The organism is Parvibaculum sedimenti, from assembly GCF_009184905.1.
Lineage (GTDB): Bacteria > Pseudomonadota > Alphaproteobacteria > Parvibaculales > Parvibaculaceae > Parvibaculum > Parvibaculum sedimenti.
The window spans coordinates 58,249-84,262 of record NZ_WESC01000002.1 but is presented as its reverse complement, the minus strand read 5'-3'; the positions used below and the strand labels follow the sequence as shown (position 1 = coordinate 84,262).

22 protein-coding genes and 1 riboswitch are annotated in these 26,014 nt (G+C 62.6%); of the genes, 20 read left to right on the top strand and 2 right to left on the bottom strand.

Annotation, left to right across the window (positions count from 1 at the left end; translation table 11 throughout):
* Positions 1-36: 36 nt before the first annotated feature.
* The 7 genes from F2P47_RS02275 (at position 37) to atzF (ending at position 10,187) form a co-directional block, all read left to right on the top strand.
* Entirely contained in the window at positions 37-1,119 is a 1,083-nt protein-coding gene (locus F2P47_RS02275; protein WP_152214542.1) for a putative urea ABC transporter substrate-binding protein, read from the top strand.
* Between the two features lie 197 nt (positions 1,120-1,316).
* Positions 1,317-1,433, top strand: a riboswitch (guanidine-I (ykkC/yxkD leader).
* A 146-nt stretch (positions 1,434-1,579) separates the two neighbouring features.
* On the top strand, positions 1,580-2,398 hold the full coding sequence (locus tag F2P47_RS02270; RefSeq protein ID WP_152214541.1) for an ABC transporter permease: 819 nt from the start codon (positions 1,580-1,582) through the stop codon (positions 2,396-2,398).
* Positions 2,399-2,408: 10 nt separating this feature from the next.
* On the top strand, positions 2,409-3,206 hold the full coding sequence (locus F2P47_RS02265) for an ABC transporter ATP-binding protein (RefSeq protein WP_152214540.1): 798 nt from the start codon (positions 2,409-2,411) through the stop codon (positions 3,204-3,206).
* 99 nt (positions 3,207-3,305) lie between these two features.
* Positions 3,306-4,130, top strand: a complete 825-nt coding sequence (locus F2P47_RS02260) for an urea amidolyase associated protein UAAP1 (protein ID WP_152214539.1) — start codon at positions 3,306-3,308, stop codon at positions 4,128-4,130.
* 11 nt (positions 4,131-4,141) lie between these two features.
* Positions 4,142-4,768: an urea amidolyase associated protein UAAP2 gene (locus F2P47_RS02255; protein WP_152214538.1), complete on the top strand. Its 627-nt coding sequence runs from the start codon at positions 4,142-4,144 to the stop codon at positions 4,766-4,768.
* Positions 4,769-4,785: 17 nt separating this feature from the next.
* On the top strand, positions 4,786-8,397 hold the full coding sequence (gene uca, locus F2P47_RS02250) for an urea carboxylase (protein WP_152214537.1): 3,612 nt from the start codon (positions 4,786-4,788) through the stop codon (positions 8,395-8,397).
* Positions 8,394-10,187: an allophanate hydrolase gene (atzF, locus tag F2P47_RS02245; RefSeq protein ID WP_152214536.1), complete on the top strand. Its 1,794-nt coding sequence runs from the start codon at positions 8,394-8,396 to the stop codon at positions 10,185-10,187. The genes uca and atzF overlap by 4 nt, the downstream gene beginning before the upstream one ends.
* A gap of 20 nt (positions 10,188-10,207) precedes the next feature.
* Here atzF and F2P47_RS02240 read toward each other — a convergent pair whose 3' ends face one another.
* Positions 10,208-11,059: a sterol desaturase family protein gene (locus F2P47_RS02240; RefSeq protein ID WP_152214535.1), complete on the bottom strand. Its 852-nt coding sequence runs from the start codon at positions 11,057-11,059 to the stop codon at positions 10,208-10,210.
* Between the two features lie 294 nt (positions 11,060-11,353).
* On the opposite strand from F2P47_RS02240, the gene F2P47_RS02235 reads away from it, so the two are divergent.
* The 6 genes from F2P47_RS02235 (at position 11,354) to F2P47_RS02210 (ending at position 17,796) form a co-directional block, all read left to right on the top strand.
* Positions 11,354-11,938 carry a bactofilin family protein gene (locus F2P47_RS02235; RefSeq protein WP_152214534.1) on the top strand — a complete coding sequence of 195 codons (585 nt, stop codon included), beginning with the start codon at positions 11,354-11,356 and terminating at the stop codon, positions 11,936-11,938.
* Between the two features lie 205 nt (positions 11,939-12,143).
* Complete coding sequence (locus F2P47_RS02230; RefSeq protein ID WP_152214533.1) at positions 12,144-13,271, top strand: acyl-CoA dehydrogenase family protein; 1,128 nt, start codon at positions 12,144-12,146, stop codon at positions 13,269-13,271.
* 30 nt (positions 13,272-13,301) lie between these two features.
* A complete protein-coding gene (locus F2P47_RS02225) occupies positions 13,302-14,546 on the top strand; it encodes an acyl-CoA dehydrogenase (RefSeq protein WP_152214532.1) in 1,245 nt (414 codons plus the stop codon).
* 161 nt (positions 14,547-14,707) lie between these two features.
* Positions 14,708-15,994, top strand: coding sequence for a 4-aminobutyrate--2-oxoglutarate transaminase (gene gabT / locus F2P47_RS02220; protein ID WP_152214531.1), 1,287 nt, complete (start codon positions 14,708-14,710; stop codon positions 15,992-15,994).
* 174 nt (positions 15,995-16,168) lie between these two features.
* Positions 16,169-17,491, top strand: coding sequence for a carbohydrate porin (locus F2P47_RS02215; protein WP_204886475.1), 1,323 nt, complete (start codon positions 16,169-16,171; stop codon positions 17,489-17,491).
* Between the two features lie 113 nt (positions 17,492-17,604).
* The gene (locus F2P47_RS02210) at positions 17,605-17,796 is read left to right on the top strand and encodes a hypothetical protein (RefSeq protein WP_152214530.1); all 192 of its coding nucleotides are present in this window, start codon (positions 17,605-17,607) and stop codon (positions 17,794-17,796) included.
* 32 nt (positions 17,797-17,828) lie between these two features.
* Here the strand turns inward: F2P47_RS02210 and F2P47_RS18010 are convergent, their stop codons facing one another.
* The gene (locus F2P47_RS18010) at positions 17,829-18,170 is read right to left on the bottom strand and encodes a con-10 family general stress protein (protein WP_152214529.1); all 342 of its coding nucleotides are present in this window, start codon (positions 18,168-18,170) and stop codon (positions 17,829-17,831) included.
* A gap of 297 nt (positions 18,171-18,467) precedes the next feature.
* On the opposite strand from F2P47_RS18010, the gene F2P47_RS02195 reads away from it, so the two are divergent.
* The 7 genes from F2P47_RS02195 (at position 18,468) to F2P47_RS02165 (ending at position 26,011) form a co-directional block, all read left to right on the top strand.
* Positions 18,468-21,458 carry a hybrid sensor histidine kinase/response regulator gene (locus tag F2P47_RS02195; RefSeq protein WP_204886473.1) on the top strand — a complete coding sequence of 997 codons (2,991 nt, stop codon included), beginning with the start codon at positions 18,468-18,470 and terminating at the stop codon, positions 21,456-21,458.
* Entirely contained in the window at positions 21,455-21,928 is a 474-nt protein-coding gene (locus F2P47_RS02190) for a chemotaxis protein CheW (RefSeq protein WP_152214528.1), read from the top strand. The genes F2P47_RS02195 and F2P47_RS02190 overlap by 4 nt, the downstream gene beginning before the upstream one ends.
* Positions 21,929-21,963: 35 nt before the next feature.
* The gene (locus F2P47_RS02185) at positions 21,964-22,347 is read left to right on the top strand and encodes a response regulator (protein ID WP_152214527.1); all 384 of its coding nucleotides are present in this window, start codon (positions 21,964-21,966) and stop codon (positions 22,345-22,347) included.
* Positions 22,347-22,862 carry a hypothetical protein gene (locus tag F2P47_RS02180; RefSeq protein WP_152214526.1) on the top strand — a complete coding sequence of 172 codons (516 nt, stop codon included), beginning with the start codon at positions 22,347-22,349 and terminating at the stop codon, positions 22,860-22,862. The genes F2P47_RS02185 and F2P47_RS02180 overlap by 1 nt, the downstream gene beginning before the upstream one ends.
* 50 nt (positions 22,863-22,912) lie before the next feature.
* Positions 22,913-24,064 (top strand): protein-glutamate methylesterase/protein-glutamine glutaminase, encoded by a 1,152-nt coding sequence (locus F2P47_RS02175; protein WP_246176702.1) that lies wholly within the window; start codon positions 22,913-22,915, stop codon positions 24,062-24,064.
* Positions 24,061-24,957 (top strand): CheR family methyltransferase, encoded by an 897-nt coding sequence (locus F2P47_RS02170; RefSeq protein ID WP_152214525.1) that lies wholly within the window; start codon positions 24,061-24,063, stop codon positions 24,955-24,957. The genes F2P47_RS02175 and F2P47_RS02170 overlap by 4 nt, the downstream gene beginning before the upstream one ends.
* 139 nt (positions 24,958-25,096) lie before the next feature.
* The gene (locus F2P47_RS02165; protein WP_152214524.1) at positions 25,097-26,011 is read left to right on the top strand and encodes an ABC transporter permease subunit; all 915 of its coding nucleotides are present in this window, start codon (positions 25,097-25,099) and stop codon (positions 26,009-26,011) included.
* Positions 26,012-26,014: the final 3 nt, after the last annotated feature.

Here is a 26,014-nt window from a genome sequence, read left to right as displayed (position 1 = left end):
ATCGCGGACACGCTCCGCCCATTGAAAGGACAGATCATGAATAGGCTGCCGCGATTAAGAAAGACCGTATTCGCGCTTCTGGCTGCCGCGCTGATGGCCGTTACCGCCGTTCAGCCCGCCGCCGCCGCGGATAAGACGTTCAAACTCGCCTGGTCGATCTACACGGGCTACATGCCCTGGGCCTATGCCGAGAAGTCCGGCATTCTGAAGAAGTGGGCTGACAAATACGGGATCAAGATCGAGCTCGTTCAGATCAACGACTATGTCGAGTCGATCAACCAGTACACGGCCGGCCAGTTCGACGCCGTGGCCGACACGACCATCGACACGCTCACCATTCCGTCTGCCGGTGGTGTCGACTCGTCGCTGATCATTCTCGGCGACTATACGAATGGCAACGACGCGATCTTCCTCAAGGGTAAGGGCAAGACGCTCGCCGACATCAAGGGCGAGAAGGTCTATCTGGTGCAGTATTCCGTGTCGCACTACATGCTCTGGCTCGCGATGAAGCAGGCTGGTCTCAAGGAAAGCGACATTACGACGGCCAATATCGCCGACGCCGATTTCGTCGCGGCCTTCGGCACACCGGAAGTAAAGGCGCTGGTTGCCTGGAACCCGGCGACCAGCCAGATCAGGAACATGCCTGACGTCTCCGAAGTCTTCGATAGCTCGAAACTCCCCGGTCAGATTCAGGACATCGTCGTCGCCAATACGGCCACGCTGAAGGCGCATCCTGAGTTCGGCAAGGCGCTCACTGGCGCCTGGTATGAAGCGCTCGGCGTCATGCAGAAGAACGACAAGGAAGGCATCGATGCGCGCACCTTCATGGCGGCGGCATCGGGCACCAATCTTGCCGACTTCGACGGTCAGGTGAAGACCACCGGCTTCTACTATGACCCCGCCAAGGCCGTTGAACTGCTGAAAAGCCCGACCATGGGCGAGATCGCCAGTGACGTGCAGGAGTTCAGCTTCGGTCACGGGCTTCTTGGTCAGAAGGCCAAGGACAAGGGCTTTGTCGGCATCGAACTGCCCGGCGGCAAGGTCGTCGGCGACAAGGCGAATGTGAAGCTCAGGATTGACCCGACCTATATGCAGCTCGCGGCCGACGGAAAGCTTTGATTGTAGTGACTGTGTCGCCCCGTCTCCCTGCGTATCCGGGAGGCGGGGTATTTTATTGCCTGCATTGTTTTTTGGTGTTCGCGAATTGAGCATTTGCTCAAATTTAAGGCGGCAACTCTCGTGAGTGCGCCCAAGTGCCGTCCCGCCGCCAGCGAATCCGCCCCTCGCCGACTGGCCCGGCGCTTGCACCCTCTGGATTCGGCAGCGGCTAGGGTTCCGGTTTCCACCGTTACGGTTGGAAGCGCTGGTCCGAGAGCCGCAACCCGGTCGGTGAACAGCGGCCGGGTACACGGCGGGACAAAAGCCCGGGAGACGGACGTAATGCGAGGATTGGCATTACACGCCGCCGTGCACGCCAATCCTCCGAGTTGTAACGACCCCGTTGGTCTGGAGGACTGGCTATGAATATCGTCTCGCTCTCCGCTCCGCTGCTCTCCCGCCAGTTGGCGGCGAGGTGAGCATGCGCCGTCTTATCAACCAGAGGCCTGAAATTCTCTCGCGGCTTCTTCTTGCTGCGTCGCCCTTCTTTCTGGCCTTCCTCGCCTATGCGCTTGCCTCGCAGGCGCGGCTCGCCATCAATCCAACCGACAAGCTGCTGCCGGCATGGTCGACGATCCTCGACGCGATCAACCGAATGACATTCGTGCCGGATCTTCGGTCGGGCGACTATCTGCTGCTTCTCGACACGATGGTGAGCCTCCAGCGTCTCGCTATCGGCGTCGGCCTCGCGATGCTTGCGGGCTTCGTCATCGGTGTGTTGCAGGGCCTCATTCCCTATGTCCGCGCGACGCTGGCAAATTTCACCAATGTCGTGTCGATGATCCCGGCGCTTGCGATCCTGCCGATCCTCTTCATCACCTTCGGCCTCGGTGAGACGGCGAAGATCGTGCTGATCTTCGTCGGTATTGTGCCCTTCATTATTCGCGACCTCGCGCAGCGCGTTGAAGAAATCCCACATGAGCAGATCATCAAGGCGCAGACACTCGGCGCGTCAACATGGCAGATCATCATCCGCATCGTCGTACCGCAGATGCTGCCCCGCCTGATCGACTCCGTCCGTCTGTCGCTTGGGCCCGCCTGGCTCTATCTGATCGCAGCCGAAGCGATCGCCGCCGAATCCGGTCTTGGCTACCGCATCTTCCTGATGCGGCGCTATCTCTCGATGGATGTGATCCTGCCTTACGTCGCCTGGATCACCTTCCTTGCCTTCTTTCTCGACTTCCTGCTGCGCGGCCTCAGGCGAGTGTCGTTCGGCTGGATGTATCGCGGCCATATGTGAGGAGTGAGCCATGACCCGCGTTACCGTTGAGAATGTCTGGAAGACCTACGGTAAGCAGACCGTACTCGAACGCATCAATTTCGAGACGGCGCCGCAATCATTCATCTCGCTCGTCGGTCCGTCGGGCTGCGGCAAGTCCACATTCCTGCGCATGTTGCTCGGCGATGAAAAGCCCAGTCAGGGCCGCATCCTTGTCGATGGCGTGCCGCTGCAGGCAGAGCCTTCGCCGGATCGTGGCGTCGTCTTCCAGAAATATTCCGTCTTTCCGCATCTGACCGCGCTTCAGAACGTCATGCTCGGTCTTGAGCTTGGGCAGAGCCCCGTTCTCGGCCGTCTCTTCGGCAAGAAGCGCCGCACGGCGCGCGACATGTCGCGCGAGATGCTGAAGTCGGTCGGTCTCGAAGCGGCGGAAAGCAAATATCCCGCCGAGCTATCCGGCGGCATGCAGCAACGTCTCGCCATCGCGCAGGCATTGGTGAAGCGTCCGAAGCTTCTCCTCCTCGACGAGCCTTTCGGTGCGCTCGATCCAGGCATTCGCGCGGAGGTCCATGAGATTCTGCTCGCGCTGTGGCGCGAGACGGGCATGACTATTTTCATGGTGACGCATGATCTCTCCGAAGCCTTCAAGCTCGGAACGCGCGTTATCGCCTTCGATCGCCGAAAGACGCGGCCGGAGGAACTCGAAGCCTATGGCGCGACGATCACCTTCGATCTTCCCGTCATGCGCAAGATCGTGCCGCCTTCCGGTGCAGTGACGTCTCCGGCGGAGACAGCAGAAGCAATGCCGAAGGTCGCCGTCGCCGGTTGATCTTCGTCTCCGCCGGGACGACCCGGTGGATTGAGTTTTTGCCTGGACGGCCAGGTTTTCGGCACCTCCTCGAGGTGCCGTCTGAAGCAGGAGAAAGAGATGGCCGATACATCTCAGACCTCGGATGGAAACCACGATCGCTATGCGGCGCAACGCGCGCGCTATGAAGAGCTCTATGCGCGCGGCAAGGCGAGGCGCCGCGACTTCAGCGAGGCGACGGGCAACGCGAAAGAAATTCCGACCGATCTGGTTCTGAAGCGCGAGACGCTGCCGGGCGGCTGGGGCTGGTCGGGCATCGTGAAGCACGGGCAAACGCTGCGTATCGTCGCGCCCGCCGCGACGCAGGGCGTTTCGGTTCTGCTCTATCGCGCCGCAGACCCGACCGAGCGCTTCAACGCGGGCGACACGGTGAAGATCCAGTGGAGCGCCAGCCTCTATCGCGGAAAGCTTCTCTATTCCGACATGGGGCGTGTCCTCGCGTCGATCACTGACGACACGTTCGGCCGTCATGACGCTATCGTGGGGGGGTCCACGGCGGCGACGAATGTTCAGAAATATTCTGACACCACGCTCCGCAATACGCGCGATAATTTCATCCTGCTTGCGGCGAAGCATGGGCTTTCCAAGGCGGACATTCCGCCTTGCCTGACGCTCTTTGCGCCGGTTGGCGTGGACGCCGCCGGTCAGCTCGTCTGGCAGGACGAGAAGCCCGCCGCCGGCGATTATGTCGATCTCCGCGCCGAGATGGACATTCTCGTTTTCCTCTCGAACTGCCCGCATCCCCTCGGCACCGGTGCCTATGCACCGGAGCCTGTCGATCTCACTCTCTGGAAATCGCCGTCGCCTGCCGCCGACGATTTCTGCCGTACCTCCTCGGAAGAGGCGACACGCGGTTTCGACAATACAGATGCGATTTTCGAGTGAGGGCCGAGAAAATGTCCAACAACCGCGAACCCAACACCGTCATTCATGATGAAATTGTCCCGGCCAACAAGCCCTGGTCTCATCTGATCCTGAAGGGGCAGGTGCTGCGCATTGTCGACCTCGAAGGTTGCCAGGCCGTCGATACGCTTTTCTACAGCATGGCCGATCCCGTCGAGCGCTACAGCGCGCAGGACACGATCCGCGCCCAAGGCGCGCCTTACATCACCGAAGGCACGAAGCTTCTCTCGAACGAGGGCAATGTGATGCTGACTGTGATCGGCGACACATGCGGCGCACATGATACCTCCGCGGGTGCATGCAGCGCCGAGGCGAACACCGTGCGGTTCGGACATCACACGAAATACATGCATAGCTGCCGCGACAATTTCGTTCTCGAACTGTCGAAGCACGGGCTCACCAAGCGCGACCTCGTGAGCAACATCAACTTCTTCATGAATGTGCCGATCGAGCCGGACGGGACGCTCGCCATTGTCGATGGCGTGTCGAAGCCGGGAGACTATGTGGAGCTTCGGGCGGAGATGGACGTGCTGTGCGTCATCTCGAACTGCCCGCAGGTCAACAATCCCTGCAACGACTTCAACCCCACGCCCATTCGCACGCTTATCTGGAACGGCTGACGTTCCGGGAGGAAGACATGTTCAAGAAGGTACTTGTTGCGAACCGCGGCGAAATCGCCTGCCGCGTCATTCGCACACTCCGCCGCATGGGCATCAGCTCTGTCGCTGTCTATTCCGAAGCCGATCGCTTCGCGCCGCATGTCGACCTGGCGGACGAGGCGGTCTGCGTTGGCCCCGCCGTGGTCGCGCAGAGCTATCTCGATGTCGATGCGATCATCGCGGCTGCGATTGCGACCGGCGCGGAAGCCGTGCATCCGGGCTATGGATTTTTGAGCGAGAACCCCGGCTTCGCGCAGGCGCTGGCCGACAGGGGTATTGCCTTTATCGGCCCGCGTCCCGAACACATGCTGGCCTTCGCGTTGAAGCATACGGCGCGCGAGCTTGCCGAGAAGAGTGGCGTGCCGCTGCTGCCGGGCTCGCCGCTCGTTACCGACCTCGACGATGCGCTCGCCCGTGCGGGTGCCATCGGCTATCCCGTCATGATCAAGAGCACGGCGGGCGGCGGCGGCATCGGCTTGCAGCTCTGCAAGACGGCGGCGGAACTTCCGCGTCTCTTCGAAACGGTGCAGCGCCTCAGCCTTGCGAACTTCAAGGACGGCGGCATGTTCCTTGAGAAGTTCGTCGCGGAAGCGCGCCACATCGAGGTGCAGATATTTGGCGATGGCAAGGGCAGGGTCATCGCGCTTGGTGAACGCGACTGCTCGGCGCAGCGCCGTAACCAGAAAGTGATCGAAGAAACACCAGCGCCCAATCTGGCGGATGATGTGCGCAGCGCACTCCAGGAGGCGGCCGTGCGTCTTGGCGAAACCGTTGCTTACGAATCTGCGGGGACCGTCGAGTTCATCTATGATGCGGCGGAAGAGAAATTCTACTTCCTCGAAGTGAACACGCGGCTTCAGGTCGAGCATCCGGTGACGGAGGAGGTGACCGGCCTCGATCTCGTCGAGATGATGGTGCGGCAAGCCTCCGGCGATCTCGGTGATCTCGCACAATATGAGCGCCCGCCGCAGGGCCACGCCATCGAAGTGCGGCTCTATGCTGAAGATCCGGCACGGAACTTCCAGCCTTCGTCGGGCCTGCTCACGCAGGTGAGTTTTCCCGAAGCCGTGCGTGTCGATGGCTGGATCGCGACGGGAACCGAGGTCACGCCCTTCTACGATCCGATGCTCGCCAAGATCATCGTCAAGGGCGCAACCCGCGCGGAAGCCGTGGCGAAGCTCTCCTCGGCGCTCAATCAGAGCGCCGTCTATGGCATCGAGACCAATCTCGATTACCTGCGCCAACTCGCGGGCGCCTGGACCTTCCTTGATGGTGCGATGCGCACGTCGTCGCTCGCCCATTTCGACTTCCGGCCGGCAACGATCGACGTGGTGGCACCGGGCGCGCAATCGACGATTCAGGATTATCCGGGACGCGTCGGCTATTGGAATGTCGGCGTGCCACCCTCGGGGCCGATGGACTCGCTTTCCTTTCAGCTGGCGAACCGTCTCGTCGGCAACGAGCCGGGCACGCCCGCGCTTGAAATGACGCTGACAGGGCCGACGCTGCATTTCCGCACCGATGCGACCGTTGTTCTTGCCGGCGCGCATATGCAGGCGAAGATCAGCGGCGAGCCCATGCCTCATTGGCAGGCCTTCGAGGTGAAGCGCGGCCAGACGCTTGAAATCGGCGCCATTGAGGGGGCGGGGCAGCGGGCCTATCTCGCCATTCGCAATGGCTTCGATGCGCCAGAATATCTCGGCTCGCGTTCGACCTTCACGCTTGGCCGTTTCGGTGGCCATGCGACGGGCGCGCTCAGGACGGGCGACGTGTTGCGCGTCAACCGCTCCGGTGCGAAGGCGCCCGCTCACCAGGAGGCCTTGCCAGAACTCGACAGGCCGCCGCTCGTCAATGAATGGGAATTCGCCGCACTTTACGGTCCGCATGGCGCACCCGATTATTTCGCCGACGAGGACATCGAGACGCTTTTCGGCTTCACTTACGAGGTTCATTATAATTCGGCGCGCACGGGCATCCGTCTCATCGGGCCGAAGCCGAAATGGGCACGCAAGGATGGCGGCGAGGCGGGGCTTCATCCCTCCAACATCCATGACAACGCCTATGCTGTCGGCACAATCGACTTCACGGGCGACATGCCAATCATTCTGGGGCTCGACGGGCCGAGCCTTGGCGGCTTCGTCTGCCCGGCGACGATTGCCAAGGCCGATCTCTGGAAGATCGGCCAGCTGAAGCCGGGTGACAAGGTTCGCTTCCGCCGCGTGAGCGATGAAGAAGCCGAGGCGCTGCGCAAGATGGAGGCGAGCTGGCTCTCGACGTTGAAGCGCCCGCATCACGGTTCACGCATTCAGGCGCCTGCCGTCCAGAGCGATGCCGTGCTCGGCCGCATCGACGATCTCGATGTCGCGGTCACCTATCGCCGCGCGGGTGACGACTATCTGCTCATCGAATATGGGCCGATGGTGCTCGACTTCGCGCTGCGCTTCCGCGCCCATGCGATGATGACGGCGCTTGCGGCAAAGCGCGTCCGCGGCATCATCGAGATGACGCCGGGTATCCGCTCGCTGCAGATCCATTTCGATCCAGACCGGCTGTCGTTGAAGCGGCTCCTTTCCACGGTGGAAGAGGTCGAGCGGCAGCTGCCTGCGACGAGGGATATCGAGGTTCCGAGCCGTATCGTGCGACTGCCGCTTTCCTGGAATGACGCGGCGGCGCAGGAGGCTGTGCGCAAGTACCAGACGTTGGTCAATCCAGATGCGCCCTGGTGCCCGTCGAATATCGAGTTCATCCGCCGTATCAACGGACTCGAAAGCATTGAGGATGTCCAGCGCATCATCTTCGATGCGGACTACATGGTGCTCGGTCTCGGCGACGTCTATCTCGGCGCGCCGGTGGCAACCCCGCTCGATCCGCGTCATCGTCTTGTGACAACCAAGTACAATCCGGCGCGCACCTGGACGCCGGAAAACGCGGTCGGCATTGGCGGAGCCTATATGTGCGTCTACGGCATGGAAGGGCCCGGTGGATACCAGCTCTTCGGCCGCACTCTCCAGATGTGGAACACGTGGCGCGAGACGAAGAATTTCGAGGCGGGCTCGCCGTGGCTTTTGCGCTTCTTCGATCGCATCCGCTTCTTTCCCGTTTCGTCGGAGGAACTGCTCGACATCCGCGATGCCTTTCCACACGGGCGTTATGAGGTCGAGGTGGAGGAGTCGAGTTTTCGGCTCAGCGACTATCTTGCCTTTCTCAAGGACAATGAGGGCGAGATCGAAAGCTTCCGATCGGTGCAACGTGGCGCCTTCGAAGAGGAACGGCAGCGCTGGGAAGAGCGTGGACTTTCGATGCAGGCGTCGGAGCCCGAGGCACCGCCGCCGCAATCCATCGGCGAGCTGCCCCCGGGGGCGCGTCTCGTCGAGGCGAGCGTTCCCGGGAATGTCTGGGCGATCAGCGTCGAGCTGGGCGAGGAGGTCGCGCAGGATCAGTCTCTGGTCACGCTCGAATCCATGAAGATGGAAATTGAAATGCGGTCGCCCATGCGCGGCCGGGTGCATGAGGTGCATTGCGCACCGGGAACAATGGTACAGGCGGGGCAGGCGTTGGTGACGCTGCTGCCGCTGGAGGCGACAGCATGAAGGGTCTTTGTTTTTCTCTGCCCTCACTTCGGGCTTCCTATGCGCGCGGTCTTCGTGCCGAGGATGTGGCGGCAGAGGCGCTGAAGCGCGCCGATGCCTATGCCGATCCGGCGGTGTGGATCGCCCGCGCGCCTGCCGATGAGGTGCTGGCTCGTGCGCGCGCGCTCGACGCGCTGCCCGCCGCGGCGCGGGCGAAGCTACTGCTTTTCGGTGTGCCCTTCGCGGTGAAGGACAATATCGACTGCGCGGGACTTCCGACGACGGCCGCCTGTCCGGCCTATGCGTTCGAGCCGAAGGAAAGCGCTTATGCCGTGCAGCGTCTTCTCGATGCGGGCGCGGTTCTCATTGGCAAGACCAATCTCGATCAGTTCGCGACGGGTCTCGTCGGCACGCGCTCGCCGCATGGCGCGCCGCGTTCGGTGTTCAATTCCGATTACATCTCGGGCGGTTCAAGCTCTGGCTCTGCGGTGGCCGTCGCGGCGGGACTCGTATCCTTCTCGCTCGGCACCGACACGGCGGGATCGGGCCGTGTGCCTGCCGCCTTCAACAACATCGCCGGGCTCAAGCCTTCGCGCGGACTTCTCTCGACGCGGGGGGTACTTCCCGCCTGCCGTTCGCTTGATTGCATTTCGATCTTTGCGCTGACGCCGGAAGATACGGCGGAAGTATTCAAGCAGGCCGCGGTCTATGACGACGAAGATCCATATTCGCGGACGCGGCTTGCCGATGCGCCTTTCGTTCCGGGCGGCAGCTTCACCTTCGCAGTGCCGCGGCCGGAGGATCTCGTCTTCTTCGGTGACGGAGAAGCAGAGCGCCTGTTCAATGAAGCCGTGCAGCGTCTCGAAAGCATTGGCGGCCGCGCGCGGCGGATCGATTTCGCGCCCTTCCTTGAGGCGGCTCTGCTGCTCTATGAGGGACCCTGGGTCGCGGAGCGCACTGTGGCGGTGGGCTCGTTCATCGAGGCGCATGAGGCCGAGTGCGACCCGACGGTCGCGAAGATCGTTCTGGGTGGTCGCACACGGAGCGCCGTCGAGACATTCGAGGCGATGCACAAGCTGCAAGCCCTGCAACGCAAGGTGCGGACACTCTTTGCGGGTCTCGACATCGTCGTCGTGCCGACGGCACCGACGACCTACAAGGTGAGCGAACTCGAGGCCGAGCCGATCAAGCTCAATTCGCGTCTCGGCACCTATACGAACTTCATGAACCTGCTCGATATGGCGGGTCTTGCGGTGCCCGCCGGTATCGGAACGACGGGGCTTCCCTTCGGTATCACGCTGGCGGCGCCCGCCTTCTCCGAAGCGCGGCTCATCGAGATCGGTGCGCGCTTCGGCGCGGCGCTCGGCCTTGCGCCGGGCGCGCCGTTCCTCGGCGGGGCGGAGGCGGATGAAGGTTTTCTCGAGCTTGCCGTCGTCGGCGCGCATATGAGCGGATTGCCGCTCAATCACGAACTCACCTCGCGCGGCGGCATGTTCATCGAGCGCACCAAGACAGCGGCCTGTTACACGCTTTATGCGCTGGCGGGCGGGCCGCCTTTCCGTCCGGGTCTGGTGAAGGGCGAGACGGGCGCGGCGATCGAACTCGAAGTCTGGCGTCTTCCGCGGGCGCAGGTCGGGAGCTTCCTGGCCGGGGTGCCGCAGCCGCTCGTCATCGGGACGGTAGATCTCGCCAGTGGCCGCAAGGTGAAGGGATTCCTCTGCGAGGCGAGTGGCCTCGCAGGTGCTGAGGACATCACGTCCTTCGGCGGCTGGCGGCGCTATCTCGAGCGCGACAAGGCGGTGGCCGGCTGAAGCCGGTCACTTTGCCCGGCTTAGAGTGGCTGGCTGGTGAAGGGTGCCTTCAGCTGGCCGAGAAAGGTCGGCGGCATGTCGTGCATGATGCCGATGTCGCGCGGCGGGCGGCGGTCCGGTGCGTTAAAATAGCTGCCGAAGAGAAGGTCGAACAGAACGAGATTTTCGCCATAGTTCCTGTTCCCCTCCGCGAGCACCTTCGAGTGGTGCCAGCGGTGCAGCGTCGGCGTGTTGAAGATGTAGTTGAGAGGCCCGCAGCGCATCTCGATATTGCAATGCGTCAGCATGCCGACGATCGCCGTGATGGCGCTCACCATGAGCAGCACATCGCGGGGCGCGCCGAGCAGCAGCAGCACCGGCATGCCGACCATAAGGCCCGTCATCGTGTCGACAAGGTGGAAGCGACCTGTATTGAAGAACCATAGCCGCGTTACGCTGTGATGCACGGCGTGGAAGCGCCAGAGCCACGGCCATTCATGCGCGAGGCGATGCTTCCAGTAGAGGCCGAATTCGACGATGACGAGGCCGAGTGCTGTCTGCACGGCGAGCGGCCAGCCAGCGGGCCAGAGCCCCGCGCCAGTCGGCGCGAGCGCGTCCGCAATTCCCATGAAGGCGACGAAGGTGATGATGACCTGCGCGATGCCCTTGTTCAGGATCGTATGCGCAAGGTCCGGGCCCATCTGCCCGTCGTTCTCGAGCCACGCTTCTTCATGCGGCACCAGGCGTTCGAGCAGCGCGATGCAGAGCGCCAGAGTGAGATAGGTGAGATTGAACGCCGCGACATCGTGACCCGCGCGCATGCCGGCATAGATGAGGCCGACAGAGCCGCAGAAAAGCAGTGGCCACCAGATACTGGAAAGCAATCGACGCACGTCAATCCTCCTTCGTCTCCCGACAGATCGTCGCGTTACCTCATGTTAGCGGAGTCTTCCCGGCCATGTACAAGGTCAATTGGACGGTCGCTGCTGTGCGCGAAGCGGCGGAAAGCTCCGATTTGACGTGAGGGAGCTCCGTTTTGCGCGGGGTTTTCCGCCTCACTCCGATTTGGAGGGGGATCGGCTTGTGAGCTGGAGCGGGGCCGTTCAGCCTGTCTTTTCACGAATTGCCTTTCGGGCCGGTCCTGCTTTGCGACATGGGACTGCCCATCGCGTTAGGAGGAACACCCCATGAATACGGATCCCGTCGAGCCCTTCTCCAGCGTCCCCTCCACGACATCGTCGAAAGAAAGCGGGCGCAAGCCGGTCGGCCAGACCGTTCGCGTGTTGCGCGCGGGCAGCGAGGACATCGTCGTCGGCGAAAACAGTTCACTTGAAGGTTCATTTGAAACCCAAGGGTCGATGTTTGTTGACGGCATGATGAGCCGCGCCGATCTCAGGACATGCCTGCTGTCCATTGGTGTTGCGGGTTCCGTCGAAGGCAGCGCCCATGCCGACCGGGCGGAAATTGCTGGCCGATTCGAAGGTCAGCTCGTCGTCAGCGGCGAGGTCATCCTGCGCTCTTCGAGCCATGTCACGGGCGAGATCCAGTGCGGCAAACTCATCAGTCATCGCGGCGCGACGATCAAGGCCGAGGTGACGGTGATCGAGGATGAAGACGAGACGGCAGGCGCGAGCAGCGAGCTTCGCACGCTTGCGAGCCTGCCGTTCCGCGCGAATGTCAGCCGCTCCCTTCTGCGCCGCTCGGCCACATTTGGTTATGGCGTGTTTTTCACGCTCGGCGCCATCGGCCTCGTTTCGCTCGTCGCACATTGATCCCAGCCGAAAAGACGCTCGCGCCCAATCGTGGGCGTCTTTTCGTTGAATTTTTCGCGAGCGTGGCGCGCTGTCGCCGGGCGACGCTACGTCACTGCGCCTTGCCGCTCTCTCGCCAGCTTGGGCGTCATCGCGCTAGGCTCAACCCATCAAAATCAGAGCAGCCTCCTGCCTTTGCGTGGGCAGGGCGCGGATGGGGAGAGACATGGAATTCGATTTTTCCGCCGACCAGAAGCAGTTGAAGGATCAGGCGCGACGCTTCCTTGAAGCGAAGAGTTCGCCCAAGGCCGTGCGCGCGATCCTCGAAGGGCCGGAGCTCTATGACGGGGCGCTGTGGCAGGGGCTTGCCGAGATGGGCTTCATGGGTACGGCGATCCCGGAGGAATATGGCGGGCTCGGCGCGAGCTATCTCGAACTCTGCGTGATCGCGGAGGAGCTTGGACGCGCCGTCGCGCCGGTTCCTTTCGCGTCGTCGATCTTCCTCGCCGCAGAATTCCTGCTTGCCGCCGGGAGCGAAGCGCAGAAGCAGGCCTATCTGCCGAAGCTCGCAAGCGGCGAGACCGTCGGCTGCTTCGCGCTGGCCGAAGGTGTCGGCGCGGCGACGCCGAAGCACATTCAGGCAAAGGTCGCGGGCGGCAAGCTCTCAGGTACGAAGCTTCCGGTTCTCGATGGCGATGTTGCGGATTTCGCCATCGTCGCGGCGAAGACCGGCGCGGGCAACGACGCGCGATCGATCTCGCTTTTCATCGTCGATCTGAAAGGTGCGGGCGTGTTGCGCGAAACGGTCGAGACGATCGACCCGACGCGCAGCCAGGCGAAGATCTCTTTCTCGGGCGCCGATGCCGAGCTGCTCGGTGTAGAGGGTGAGGGTTGGTCCATCATTGAGCGTGTGCTGGACCGTGCGGCCGTTCTCACCGCTTTCGAACAATTGGGCGGCGCGGACCGCGCGCTTGAAATGGCGCGCGACTATGCGCTTGACCGCATGGCCTTCGGCCGGCCCATCGGCTCCTTCCAGGCGGTGAAGCACATGCTTGCTGACATGTATGTCTCGGCCACGCTTGCGCGTTCCAATTGCTATTACGGCGCATGGGCGCTTTCGACGGGTTCGTCGGAATTGCCGGAGGCGGCGGCCACCGCGCGCGTAAGTGCTACGCAGGCTTATCAGCACTGCGCCAAGAACAACATCCAGGTCCATGGCGGCATGGGCTTCACCTGGCAGTTCGATTGCCACCTCTATTACCGGCGCTCGAACCTCCTCGCGCTCTCGCTGGGCTCTCTCTCGACATGGGAAGACAAGCTCATCGAACGTTTGCGTGCCAAGAACGCCGCCTGATCGCGCCATCGGTTTTGAAGGATTAGAAAAATGAATTTCGACGATACACCGCAGGAAGCAGCTTTTCGTCAGGAAGTGCGCAGCTGGATCGCCGCCAATGCCCCGAAGCAGTATGAGGCCGGCCTGAAGACCTCCGGCTTCGGCCACACGGCGCTCGAAGGCGTGGACATCATCAAGGTTTCCAAGGAGTGGCAGCAGAAAAAGTTCGACGCGGGCTGGGCCTGCCTTCACTGGCCGAAGGAATATGGCGGCCGTGGCGCATCGCCCATCGAGCGCGTGATCTGGCAGCAGGAAGAGGGTGTCTATGCCGCGCTCTCCTCGCTCTTCATAATCGGTCACGGCATGTGCGGACCGACGATGATGGCCTATGCGAGCGAAGAGCATAAGCGCAACTATCTGCCGCCACTTGCTGCCGGCGAACACATCTGGTGTCAGCTTTTCTCCGAGCCGGCGGGCGGTTCCGACCTTGCCGGTCTGCGGACGAAGGCTGAGCGCGATGGCGACGGCTGGGTCGTCAACGGTCAGAAGATCTGGACCTCCGGCGCACAGCATTCCGACTACGGAATTCTGATTACCCGCACCGACCCGACCGTGCCGAAGCACAAGGGCCTCACCATGTTCTTTCTGGACATGAAATCGCCCGGCATCGAGATCCGTCCGATCAAGCAGGTGAACGGTCAGTCGGGCTTCAATGAAGTCTATTTCACCGATGTCCGCATTCCCGACAGCCAGCGCCTCGGCAAGGTGGGCGATGGCTGGAACGTCTCGCTGACGACGCTGATGAATGAGCGGCTGTCGATCGGCTCGGGCATGCCCACGGGCTTCCCCGAGCTTCTCGACTTCTGTTGCTCGCTTGAGACCGACAACGGCGCGGCCATCGACAATCCGGCGGTGCGCTCGAAGCTCGCGACCTTTGCGGTGCGGACAAGTGGCCTCAAATACACGGCCTTCCGTTCGATCTCGGCACTATCCAAAGGTGAAGTCCCCGGACCGGAAAATTCGATCGGCAAGCTCGTCGCCGGTTCAGCCATGCAGGAAATTGCCATGATGGCGCTCGACCTGCAGGCCGAAGCCGGGGCGCTTCTCTCGCCCGGACAGGCGGCGGCAAGCGCACGCTTCCAGGCCATGCTGCTTCGTTCGCCGGCGACCCGCGTGGAAGGCGGCACGGACGAGATTCTGCGTAACATCATCGCCGAACGTGTGCTGGGGCTTCCGGCCGATATCCGGGTCGACAAGGCCGTGCCGTTCAATCAGATCCCAACTAGCGGTCGTTAGGCCGGGCGGGCGTTTAATCGTGAAACAGCCTCGGAACAGGGTTCCGGGGCTGTTTTCATGCGGCGTAAAGCCATTCTTCCCATCGTGAGCGGCCAGCGGAAATGCGCTAGCATGGCGTCCGCCCGGCGTGCCCGCCGGTGCGGACGAAAGGATGTGCTTTGATGAGCAAGAACCAAGAGCTTGCCGCGCGCCGGGAGCGCGCGGTTCCGCGCGGCGTTTCCGTCGCCTATCCCATTCACGCGGCGCGCGCGGAAAATGCCGAATTGTGGGATGAGGAAGGGCGGCGTTTTGTCGATTTCGCAGGCGGCATCGCGGTGCTCAACACCGGCCATCGTCACCCGAAGGTGATCGCGGCGGTTGAAAAGCAGCTCGCGCATTACACGCACACGGCCTTCCAGATCGTTCCCTACGAGCCCTATATCGAACTCGCGGAGAGGCTCAATACCCTCGCGCCCTTCAAGGGGCCTGCCAAGACGATCTTTTTCACGACTGGCGCCGAGGCAACCGAAAACGCCGTGAAGATCGCGCGCGCCGCGACGGGGCGTTCGGCAGTCATCGCCTTTGCGGGTGGCTTCCATGGCCGCACCATGATGACCATGGCGCTCACGGGCAAGACGCTGCCCTACAAGAAGAAGTTCGGCCCCATGCCGGCGGAGGTCTATCACGTTCCGTTCCCCGTGGCCGCTCACGGCACGACGGTTGCCGACACGCTGAAGGCGCTCGACACGCTCTTCCGCGCCGATGTGGAGCCCTCGCGCGTCGCCGCCATCATGATCGAGGCGGTGCAGGGCGAAGGCGGTTTCTACGATGCGCCGGTTGAGCTTCTCGTCGCCTTGCGCAAGATCTGCGACGAGCACGGCATCCTCCTCGTCGTCGACGAGGTGCAGACCGGCTTTGCGCGCACGGGCAAGCTTTTCGCGATTGAGCATTCGGGCGTCGAGCCGGACATGATCACCATTGCGAAGTCGCTCGGAGGCGGCTTCCCGATTTCGGGCGTCATCGGCCGCGCCGAGATCATGGATGCGCCGGAGCCCGGCGGCCTCGGCGGCACCTATGCGGGCAGCCCCATTGCCTGTGCCGCCGCGCTTGCCGTCCTCGATGTGATTGCGGAAGAAAAGCTCCTCGACCGCGCCAATGACATGGGCGTGCGCATCAAGGCGAAACTCAACTCGATCGCGTCGCGCAACGATGTCGTCCCCATCACCGACATTCGCGGCTATGGCGCGATGATCGGCTTCGACATTGTGAAGGTCCGGGGCGCCTATGAACCCGACGCCGAGGCGACGAAGCGCGTCACAGCCGCCGCGCTCGACGAGGGGCTCATCCTTCTCTCCTGCGGCGTTTTCAGCAATGCGATCCGCATTCTGGTGCCGCTCACGGCTCCGGATGCGATTGTGGACGAGGGCATGGAAAAGCTCGAAAGGGCACTTGCCGCCGCGCGGGTCTAGTCGCCTCCCCCTCATCTCGCTGGCTTTCCGCCGTCGGCGCGACGAATCCCCAAGGGGTTCGTCGCGGGCGAGGGCGTTTCGCCGCATGTAATGCTCTTGCGACTTAATCGCAATTGTCATAGCTTGCCGATCCCGCCTATGGGGCTTGCCCCGCTTCCGAACCGGAGATGAGAGATGAAGATGCTTTGCCGCGCCCTTGCCACGGCGTCGCTGCTTGGGGTTTCCATGGCTGCTCTGCCTGCCATGGCCGACGAAAAGAACCTCTGGGAACAGGACACGCTGACCGGCGACTGGGGCGGCACACGCAGCGAGTTGGCGGATCAGGGCATCGAAATCGGGTTGGCCTATATCGGCGAGGCGCTGGGCGACGTCTCGGGCGGTATGAAGCGCGGCTGGAGCTATGAGGGCCGCGCGGAACTCTCGCTCGACCTCGACCTCGACAAGCTTTTCGGCTGGCAGGGTGGAACGGCCCATGCGAGCGCCTACCAGATCCATCACACCAATGGCCTGCCCACGGCCGATTACACGGGCAGCATCGGCGCGCCGAGCAATATCGAAGCGCGTCAGGCGACGCGCCTCTTCACGCTCTGGGTGCAGCAGAATTTCCTCGATGACGCGGTTTCGATCCGCGCGGGCCAGCTTGCCGCCGACGACGAATTCATGACCAGCGACACGGCGGGCAATCTTATCAATGGCACTTTCGGCTGGGCGGGAATTGCAGCGGCCAATCAGACGAATGGTGGTCCTGCCTATCCGCTGGCGACGCCGGGCGTTCGCGTTGCTGTCGCGCCGACGAAGAGTGTCACCGTTCTCGGCGCCGTCTTCAGTGGCGATCCGGCGGGCGAGGATTGCTTCGACGATGCGCAGGTCTGCAACCGGCACGGCACGACCTTCAGCATGAGCGGCGGCACACTCTGGATGGGCGAAGTCCAGTACGCAAGTAATCAGGGTGAGGGCGGAGGGCTTCCCGGCGTCTATAAGCTTGGCGCCTGGTATCAGACCGGCAAGTTCGCCGATCAGCGATACGGCTTTGAACGTTCCAACGATCACGGCGTCTATGCGATCGCGGACCAGACGATCTGGCGTAAAGGTGAAAGTGATGCGCTGAGCCTCTTCGCTCGCGTCGGCGGCGCGCCTTCGGACCGCAATCTCGTTTCCTTCTATGCGGATGGAGGGCTTGCATATAAGGGTCTCATTCCGGGCCGCGACGAGGACGTTCTGGCCTTCGGCGCCGCCTATGCGAAGATCAGCGGCGATGCTCGCGACGCCGATCGCGATCTCCAGCTTCTCGCCTCCGATCCGGCCTATCCCCTGCGCGACCAGGAGACGGTCTTCGAGTTGAGCTACACCGCCGCTGTCACGCCCTGGTGGAGCGTGCAGCCCGACGTCCAGTACATCGTGCATCCGGGCGGCAACGTCGAGAATCCGGAAGATGCGATGGGCGCAAAGATCGACAACGCGCTGGTGGTCGGCGTTCGCACAAGCCTCACTTTCTGATCTTCCGGCATTCCGCTGCGATTGCCTGAAGCCCGCGCCCTCACCGGCGCGGGCTTTTCTTTGCGCCGACAGTCACATCGGCGGGCTCTCATTCGTCTTTCCCCCAGACGATCATGGCGGCAGCGCCAGGCGCCTACAAAGCCATGTTGCAGGTCAGCGAATATGTAAAAAGGACCCTCGGCGAGGAACTCGTCGATCTCACATTGGCGGTCAACGCGATCAATGGTTGGAACCGGGTCAACATCGCCTTTCAGATGGCGGCGGGCCACTACAAGGCAGGATCGCTCAAGATGAAATCGGCATAGCGCAAAGGTTGCCTTGTCAGCCCGGTTCGCGCCTATTGCTTTTCGTGGTCGTGGCCTTTTTCTTCCACATGGTCGGGGCCACGACTTTCCAGCGCTTTCTTGCGGCCGGCGCCGGCGGCGCGGGCAGGGTCATGCTTGAAGTTTCCGCCGCTGACCTGTCCGCCTTCGCGGCCAGCCCTTGATGCGCGCGCGGGATCGTTCTTGAAGTTTCCGCCGCTGACCTGCCCGCCCTTCTGACCGGCAAGCGCCGCGCGCGCCGGATCGTTCTTGAAGTTTCCGCCACTCTTCTGGCCGCCCTTGCGACCGGCCGCCGCGGCGCGCTCTCTGTTGGCCGCGAAATTTCCGGAACCGCCTCGATGCTGAGTGTTTGTCATCTTGCTCTCCCTCTCGGTTCTCTCCCGAAATGAACCCCGAGTTTGAGGAATGGTTCCGCTGGGCTGCGCAGTCCGCTTGCCTCCGTCCCGCGCCGGTACGCCCGCGACATAGAGACGCGCACCGCGCGTTGCGACGTCGATTTTCTAAAACCTATGTTGTGACAATGGGTTCCGAGCCGGTCAAACCGACCTCTTCGACCTGCAACCGGCTGCTCGTTTCCGTCTTTATTAAACATTGGACCGAATACTTCCGGGCAACGAAACGGCCTCCGCAAGGCTGCAGGCAACGGAAGATTCATGGACGACCTCCTCAACGAATTCCTCGCTGAAACGGTGGAAGCGCTCGAACTGCTCGATAGCGAACTTGTCGAGCTCGAACAGCGACCCGCCGATCCGGCGCTGCTGGGCAGCATTTTCCGGATCATGCACACGATCAAAGGCACATGCGGCTTTCTCGGCCTGCCGCGCCTCGAAGCGGTCGCGCATGCAGCCGAGGACGTGCTGGGCAAGGTTCGCGACGGCGAGCTCACGGTTTCGGCTGATGCTGTATCGCTGGTCCTTGCCGCTCTCGACCGGATCAAGGAACTGATCGCGGAACTCGCGGTCGCGGGTCAGGAGCCGGAAGGCAGCGACGACGACGTCATTATGTCGCTGCGCGATATGGCTGCCGGAAAATGGGCGGCGGCGGAGCTGGTTGCGGAGGCCGTTGAAGAGCCTGCGGACCTCCCATCGGTCGATGGGCTTTATCAGCGTATCGGCGGCGCGTCCCTGTTCGACACCGCCTGCGAACAAGCCTGCGCCGAAATGCTCTCTGCGGTTTCCGATCACCCGGAGGCGGAAACCGAGCTTCTCCATCTTCAGTTCGCGCTGGCTGGCGCCTTTGCGTCGGCGCTCACGGGTTCGTCCGACGCCACCGCAGACATTGACGGCGTCATCGCGGGCCTCGTTGCCAAGGGCTGGTCGCCGCAGGAGTTGCACATGCTCCGCGATGAATTCGGTAAAGCGCTGGCGACGCTCGAGGTCGCGGATGCCGACGTCGCGGCCGTTCTCTCGCGCTTCAATGTCGCAGCGGCAAAGCCCGCCGCCATCGCAGCTCCAGCGGCGCAGGAGCCCGTCATGGCCGACGAGCCCATCGTTGCCGAGCCGGCTGCTGCGAAGCCCGCGCCAGCAAAGCGCGTGAAGGCAGAGGAGCCCGCCGCCGAGAACGCACAAGCCGCCTCCGCTGCGGCGCAGTCGCAGACTCTGCGCGTCAATATCACCGTGCTCGAAAACCTGATGAACATGGTCAGCGAGCTGGTGCTCACCCGCAACCAGCTCCTGCAGATCCTGCGCGGCGTCGGAGACAGCCCGTTCGCGGCTCCGCTGCAGCGCCTCAACCAGGTGACGAGCGAGCTGCAGGAAAGCGTCATGCAGACGCGCATGCAGCCTATCGGCAATGCATGGTCGAAGCTGCCGCGCCTCGTTCGCGATCTGGGGCAGGAACTCGGCAAGAAAATCGATCTCGTCATGTCGGGCGCGGATACGGAACTCGACCGGCAGATCCTGGAATCGATCCGCGATCCGCTCACCCATATGGTGCGCAATTCCGGCGACCACGGCATTGAGGCGCCCGAGGATCGTCGCGAAGCGGGCAAGCCGGAGCATGGCACGATCCGTCTGAGCGCGCGCCATGAAGGCGGCCACATCATCGTCGAGGTCTCGGATGACGGGCGTGGCCTTTCGACGAGCCGCATTCGCGCCAAGGCGATCCAGAACGGCCTCGCGACGGAAGCCCAGATCGACGGCATGAGCGAGCAACAGATTCAGCAGTTCATCTTCCGCCCCGGCTTTTCCACCGCCGCCCAGGTGACAAGCGTGTCCGGACGCGGCGTCGGCATGGATGTGGTACGTACCAATATCGAGAAAATTGGTGGCGCCATCGAATTCTCCTCGACTGAAGGGCAGGGTTCGCGCTTCGTCATCAAGATCCCGCTGACGCTTGCCATCGTCTCTGCGCTCATCGTGGAATGTCGCGGCGAGCGTTTCGCCATGCCGCAGAGCAGCGTCGTCGAACTCGTGCGTATCAGCTCGAAGTCGCAGCAGGGCGTTGAACTCATCAATGGCCATCCGGTTTATCGCCTGCGCGACAGGCTCCTGCCGCTCGTCGCCTTGAGCGACCTTCTGAAGATCGAAGAGGCCGGAGACGAACCGCCGCAGGAAATCTATGTCGTCGTGACGCAGGTCGGCAGCTTCGCCTTCGGCATCATTGTCGATCGCGTTTTCGATACCGAAGAAATCGTCGTCAAGCCGACGTCGCGGACGCTGCGGCAGATTTCGCTCTTCTCGGGCACGACGATCCTCGGCGACGGCCGCGTCATCATGATTCTCGATCCAAACGGCATCGCCGCCGCAACGAGCGGCTCGGCTCAGTCCGAGGCGCGGGCGCGCGACGAAGCACTGGCCGCCAGCCGCCAGCAGCGAGAAACGGTTTCGATGCTTGTCTTCCGCGCGGGTGACGACAACACCAAGGCCGTGCCGCTTTCGCTCATCGCGCGGCTGGAGGAAGCCGATCTTTCTAATGCGGAGCGAGCGGGCGAACGCACCGTGATGCAATATCGCGGCAGCCTCATGCCGCTGGTTGGCATCGATGGCGCGCCTGCGCGGCGGGATGGCAAGCATCCGATCCTCGTCTTCACGGAAGGCGAGCGGATGTGTGGTCTCGTGGTCGATGAAGTCGTCGACATCGTCGAGGGCTCGCTCGATCTGCAGCTCGTGGGTGGCGCGCAATCCGGCATTCTCGGCAGCTCGATCATCGCGGGCCGTTCTACAGATGTCATTGACACGGTTCACTATCTGCGTCAGAGCGACGCCGCCTGGTTCGACCTGGAAACGCGCGAGGCCTATGGCGCGGAAAGCGAACGCCGCGTGTTGCTCGTCGAGGATTCAAGTTTCTTCCGAAATCTGCTGATGCCCATGCTCAAGATGGCGGGTTATCGCGTCACCATTGCAGAACATGCCGAGGCAGCGCTTGAAATCTGCCGCGATGGCGACGAGTTCGACATCATCGTTTCCGATATCGAGATGCCGGGCCTCTCGGGCTTCGACCTTGCCCGGACGCTGCGGGCGGAAGAACGCTGGAAGGACGTGCCGATGGTCGCGCTTTCCTCGCATGCCTCGCCGCAGGATTTCGAACGCGGGCGGCGTTCCGGCTTCAACGACTATGTGACCAAGCTCGATCCGAGGGCGCTTCTGACTTCGCTGTCGCGCGTGCTTTCCACGGATGAGCATCGCGAGGAGACGGCGGCATGAGCATGCAACAGGAAGACGCGACGCTCGACCAGAATCGCACGGAAGATTTCGTGACCATGTCGATCGGCGGTCAGATCTTTGGCGTTCCGGTCCTCGACGTGCGCGATGTGCTTGGGCCGCAGCGGATCACGCGTGTGCCGCTGGCGCCGCCGGAGATCGCGGGCTCATTGAATCTGCGCGGGCGCATCGTCACCGCTGTCAATATGCGCCAGCGCCTCGGGCTCGCTCCGGCGGAACGTCCGGAGCGGGCGATGGCGGTCGTCGTGGAGCATGAGGACGAGCATTTCAGTCTTCTGGTGGACGAGGTGGGTGAAGTGCTTCGTCTCTCGGAACGTCAGAAGGACCACAATCCCGCGACGCTCGATCCGCAGTGGCGCCAGATTGCCGACGGGCTTTACCGCCTCGAAGGCAACCTTCTCATTGTCCTCAACATCGGCGCCGTACTGGGCGCCATCAGGGCTGCCGCATGAGCGCCCTCGCAGACCAACACCAAGGAGACAGACCCATGGTCGACATGAAGATGCCCATTCTGATCGTGGACGACTACCGCACGATGCTCCGTATCGTCCACAATCTTCTCGCCAAGCTCGGCTTCACCGACATCGATGAGGCCTCGGATGGTAGCCAGGCGCTCGCCATGATGAAGGGCCGCGACTATGGCCTCGTCATTTCCGACTGGAACATGCAGCCCATGACCGGCTTCGAGCTCCTGAAGAGCGTTCGCGCCGACCAGCATCTCAAGGCGACGCCTTTCATCATGGTGACGGCGGAGTCGAAGGTCGAGAATGTGGTCGCGGCGCGTCAGGCGGGCGTCAACAACTACATCATCAAACCCTTCAGCGCGGCAGTGCTCAAGGCCAAGCTCAAGACCGTTCTGGGTGAGTTTTAATGGCCCCGGACGAGGCCTCCGCGCGGGTCAGAAAGTTGACGCAGGAATGCGTCGACATCGTGCGGACGATCCTTGTTGCCCGCCGCGAGATGGGCAAGCTGCATGACCCCTCGCTCAGGGAGGTTCATCTTCCCCGCGCGAGCGAGGAGATCGGCGCCATCCTTGCGCTGACTGAATCGGCGACGAACGACATCATGCTCGCCGCCGAAGACATGATGTCCATCGACTTCAAAAATCCGGAACTGGCCGCCGAGATCGTCAACGATCAGTGCATGAAGATCTTCGAGGCCTGTTCCTTTCAGGACATTACGGGCCAGCGTATCTCCAGTGTGCTGAAGACGCTCCAGCTCGTCGAGAAGAAGATCGAGGAACTCGAAGGTGCCTGGTCCGGAGCGTCATCTTCGATCCGGGCGTCGGAAGAGGTGCCGGTCGATCCAGATGCGGCGCTGCTCAACGGGCCCGCTCTCGACGGCGAGGGCATTCAGCAGGACGACATCGACAGGTTGTTCGCCTGAAGATGAATGAACCGCGCCGGATTCCCGGGGTGGTGCGATGTGGGGGTGACATGGCGGACAAACTTCTGCGCGCGCGCGCTGCTCTTGCCGAGCGGCGAGGCACCGCCACGGTGGCGGGCGATCCGTGGCGCGTCATGATCGTCGACGACTCGTCCGTCGTTCGCGCCGTGATCGCGCGGTCGCTCGAGCAGGACGCCTCCATCAAGGTTATCTCGTCGGTGGCGAACGGTGCCCTGGCACTGAAGGTTCTGCCGACCCTTCAGGTCGATGTCATTCTTCTCGATATCGAAATGCCGGAAATGGACGGCATCGAAGCGCTGCCCAGGCTTCTCGCGTTGCGTCCCGGCGTCAGGATCATCATGGTGTCGTCGCTGACGCGGCGTAGCGCCGAGATCAGCCTGCGCGCGATGGCGCTCGGCGCCGCCGACTATATACCCAAGCCTACCAGCGGCCTCAGCACTGCCGATGATTTCCGCGCCGAGCTGCTGGCGAAGGTGAAGGCCCATGCCGCGCGGGCCCGGCGTGGCGTCGCCTGCACGCGCCCCCCTGTGTCGCCTGCGCCGCGCGTTGCAGGAGTGCCGACCGCTGGGCCGATCACGCTTCGCAAGGCTGTCGTCGAAAAACCCACGGTTATTGCAATTGGAAGTTCCACTGGCGGTCCGCAGGCACTCTCCGAAGTGCTGAAGTCGATCGGCTCCGGTGTGACGCAGCCTATCGTCATCACGCAGCACATGCCGCCGACCTTCACGGCCATTCTCGCCGAGCACATGACGCGCTATGCGGGACGTCTCGCCGCCGAAGCGCAGGACGGTGAAGCGCTGCAGCCGGGCCGCATCTATGTCGCGCCGGGTGGGTTGCACATGCTCGCGGAGGCGACGGCGGCAGGCACGGTGCTGCGCCTCAGCGGCGCGCCGCCAGAAAACTCGTGCCGCCCTGCCGTCGATCCGATGCTTCGCAGCCTTTCCGCGATATACGGACGCAAGCTTCTCGCGGTCATCCTGACGGGTATGGGTTATGACGGGTTGAAGGGCTGTCAGGTCGTCGCCGCGTCTGGCGGTGGCGTCATCGCGCAGGATCAGGCATCGAGCGTCGTCTGGGGAATGCCGGGCGCTGTGGCGCAGGCCGGCATCTGCAATGCGGTTCTGCCGCTCGGCGAAATCGGCAAGACGATCGGGCGCATCGCCCGCGGGGAGGGCTTGTGAACAGCACGGATTTCGAGTTCTTGCGCGACTTTCTCTATCAGCGCTCCGGTCTCGCACTGACGCCGGACAAATCCTATCTGCTGGAAAGCCGCCTTGCGCCTGTCGCCCGCAAGGCGCGGCTGGTTTCGCTTTCCGAGTTGGTCGCGCAGCTGCGCCAGCGTGCCGACGAGGCGCTGACGATCCAGATCGTCGAGGCGATGACGACCAATGAGACGCTCTTTTTCCGCGATCGCTGGCCCTTCGAGCGCTTCACCTCGATGATCCTGCCGACGCTGATGGAGCAGAACCGCGCGACACGGCGCATCCGCATCTGGTGCGCAGCCTGTTCGAGTGGACAGGAGCCCTATTCGCTGGCCATGCTGCTTACAGAAGCCTCGGCCAAGCTCGCCGGCTGGACGGTCGAGATCATCGCGACCGACATCTCGGAAGAGATGCTCGCCCGTTGCCACAAGGGCTGGTACTCGACATTCGAGGTTCAGCGGGGCCTGCCTGCCGACCTGCAAAAGAAATATTTCACGAAGGACGGCGACGGCTGGGTCATCAGCGAGAAGATCAGGAATATGGTGAAGTTCCGTAACTTCAACCTCCTGCAAGACCCCGCCAGCATCGGCCTTCACGGCCTCGACCTCATCTTCTGCCGCAATGTGCTCATCTATTTCGACGAGGCGACGCGCAAGACGGTCTTTGCTGGCATGGCCAGGGCGATGAAGGCGAACGGCTATCTCTGTCTTGGAGGGGCCGAAACCGTGATCGGCATTTCGGATGCTTTCCGTATTCTGCCGGGTGAGCGTGGCCTCTTCGCTATCAATACGCAGGCCAGTATCCCCCCGTCTGCCGCTGCGGCGCGTGCGACCCCTGCGCCAGCTTTCGCCGCTGCTGGATTGCGGCCTTGATGCATTCATATTGGGCAGAGGGCGCGTCAGCCCATAATTGAGGCATTTCCATGCCTCGCCACGCTTGTTCGAGACGCCATTGGATGGCAGTGTTCCAGCGTTTGCGCCGGGGGGCGCGAGCCGCGAACAGTGGGGGTCGATGGCCTATTTTCTACAACAGCTGATCAACGGGATCACGCTTGGCGCGACCTATGGGCTGATCGCTATCGGCTATACGATGGTCTACGGCATCGTCGGCATGATCAATTTCGCTCATGGCGACATCTACATGATCGGCGCCTTCGTCTCTCTCGTTGGCTTCCTGCTGCTTGGGGCGCTGGGCATCACCTGGGTGCCGCTGGCCTGCCTTCTTGTCCTCCTTTTCGCAGTCGGCTTCACTGCCGTTTATGGCTGGACGGTGGAGCGTGTCGCCTATCGCCCGCTTCGCGGCTCGCAGCGTCTCGCGCCGCTGATCTCGGCTATCGGCGTTTCGATTGTCTTGCAGAATTTCGTGCAGCTTGCGCAGGGCGCGCGGGTGAAGCCCCTACCGCCCATGATCAATGGTTCCTTGGAGCTTTCCTCGACTGGAAATTTCCATGTCACGATCAGCTATCTGCAGATCGGCATCATTCTTCTCACCGTGGCGCTGATGGCTGGCTTCTCCTACATGATCAGGTTCACCGGGCTCGGCCGGGCGCAGCGCGCTGCCGAACAGGACAAGACGATGGCCGCGCTGATCGGCGTCGATGTGGATCGTACGATCTCGATCACCTTCATCATCGGCGCGGCGCTCGCTGCCGTGGCGGGGCTGATGGTCACGCTCTATTACGGCGTCATCGACTTCTATATCGGCTTCATCGTCGGCATTAAGGCCTTTACAGCGGCGGTGCTGGGCGGCATCGGCTCGCTTCCCGGCGCCATGCTCGGCGGCATGCTCATCGGCCTCATCGAAGCCTTCTGGTCGGGCTATTTCAGCATCGAGTACAAGAACGTCGCCGCCTTCGCCATTCTCATACTGGTGCTGATCTTCCGGCCTACGGGATTGCTCGGCCGCCCCGAGATCGAGAAGGTCTGACGC

Coding starts and splice junctions, on each gene's coding strand:
- F2P47_RS02165 (WP_152214524.1), top strand. CDS start 25,097: ATGGCCTATTTTCTACAACAGCTGATCAACGGGATCACGCTTGGCGCG.
- F2P47_RS02175 (WP_246176702.1), top strand. CDS start 22,913: ATGGCGGACAAACTTCTGCGCGCGCGCGCTGCTCTTGCCGAGCGGCGA.
- F2P47_RS02275 (WP_152214542.1), top strand. CDS start 37: ATGAATAGGCTGCCGCGATTAAGAAAGACCGTATTCGCGCTTCTGGCT.
- F2P47_RS02180 (WP_152214526.1), top strand. CDS start 22,347: ATGGCCCCGGACGAGGCCTCCGCGCGGGTCAGAAAGTTGACGCAGGAA.
- F2P47_RS02255 (WP_152214538.1), top strand. CDS start 4,142: ATGTCCAACAACCGCGAACCCAACACCGTCATTCATGATGAAATTGTC.
- F2P47_RS02210 (WP_152214530.1), top strand. CDS start 17,605: ATGGCGGCAGCGCCAGGCGCCTACAAAGCCATGTTGCAGGTCAGCGAA.
- F2P47_RS02265 (WP_152214540.1), top strand. CDS start 2,409: ATGACCCGCGTTACCGTTGAGAATGTCTGGAAGACCTACGGTAAGCAG.
- F2P47_RS02215 (WP_204886475.1), top strand. CDS start 16,169: ATGAAGATGCTTTGCCGCGCCCTTGCCACGGCGTCGCTGCTTGGGGTT.
- F2P47_RS02190 (WP_152214528.1), top strand. CDS start 21,455: ATGAGCATGCAACAGGAAGACGCGACGCTCGACCAGAATCGCACGGAA.
- uca (WP_152214537.1), top strand. CDS start 4,786: ATGTTCAAGAAGGTACTTGTTGCGAACCGCGGCGAAATCGCCTGCCGC.
- F2P47_RS02195 (WP_204886473.1), top strand. CDS start 18,468: ATGGACGACCTCCTCAACGAATTCCTCGCTGAAACGGTGGAAGCGCTC.
- atzF (WP_152214536.1), top strand. CDS start 8,394: ATGAAGGGTCTTTGTTTTTCTCTGCCCTCACTTCGGGCTTCCTATGCG.
- F2P47_RS02185 (WP_152214527.1), top strand. CDS start 21,964: ATGGTCGACATGAAGATGCCCATTCTGATCGTGGACGACTACCGCACG.
- F2P47_RS02235 (WP_152214534.1), top strand. CDS start 11,354: ATGAATACGGATCCCGTCGAGCCCTTCTCCAGCGTCCCCTCCACGACA.
- F2P47_RS02260 (WP_152214539.1), top strand. CDS start 3,306: ATGGCCGATACATCTCAGACCTCGGATGGAAACCACGATCGCTATGCG.
- F2P47_RS02225 (WP_152214532.1), top strand. CDS start 13,302: ATGAATTTCGACGATACACCGCAGGAAGCAGCTTTTCGTCAGGAAGTG.
- gabT (WP_152214531.1), top strand. CDS start 14,708: ATGAGCAAGAACCAAGAGCTTGCCGCGCGCCGGGAGCGCGCGGTTCCG.
- F2P47_RS02270 (WP_152214541.1), top strand. CDS start 1,580: ATGCGCCGTCTTATCAACCAGAGGCCTGAAATTCTCTCGCGGCTTCTT.
- F2P47_RS18010 (WP_152214529.1), bottom strand. CDS start 18,170: ATGACAAACACTCAGCATCGAGGCGGTTCCGGAAATTTCGCGGCCAAC.
- F2P47_RS02230 (WP_152214533.1), top strand. CDS start 12,144: ATGGAATTCGATTTTTCCGCCGACCAGAAGCAGTTGAAGGATCAGGCG.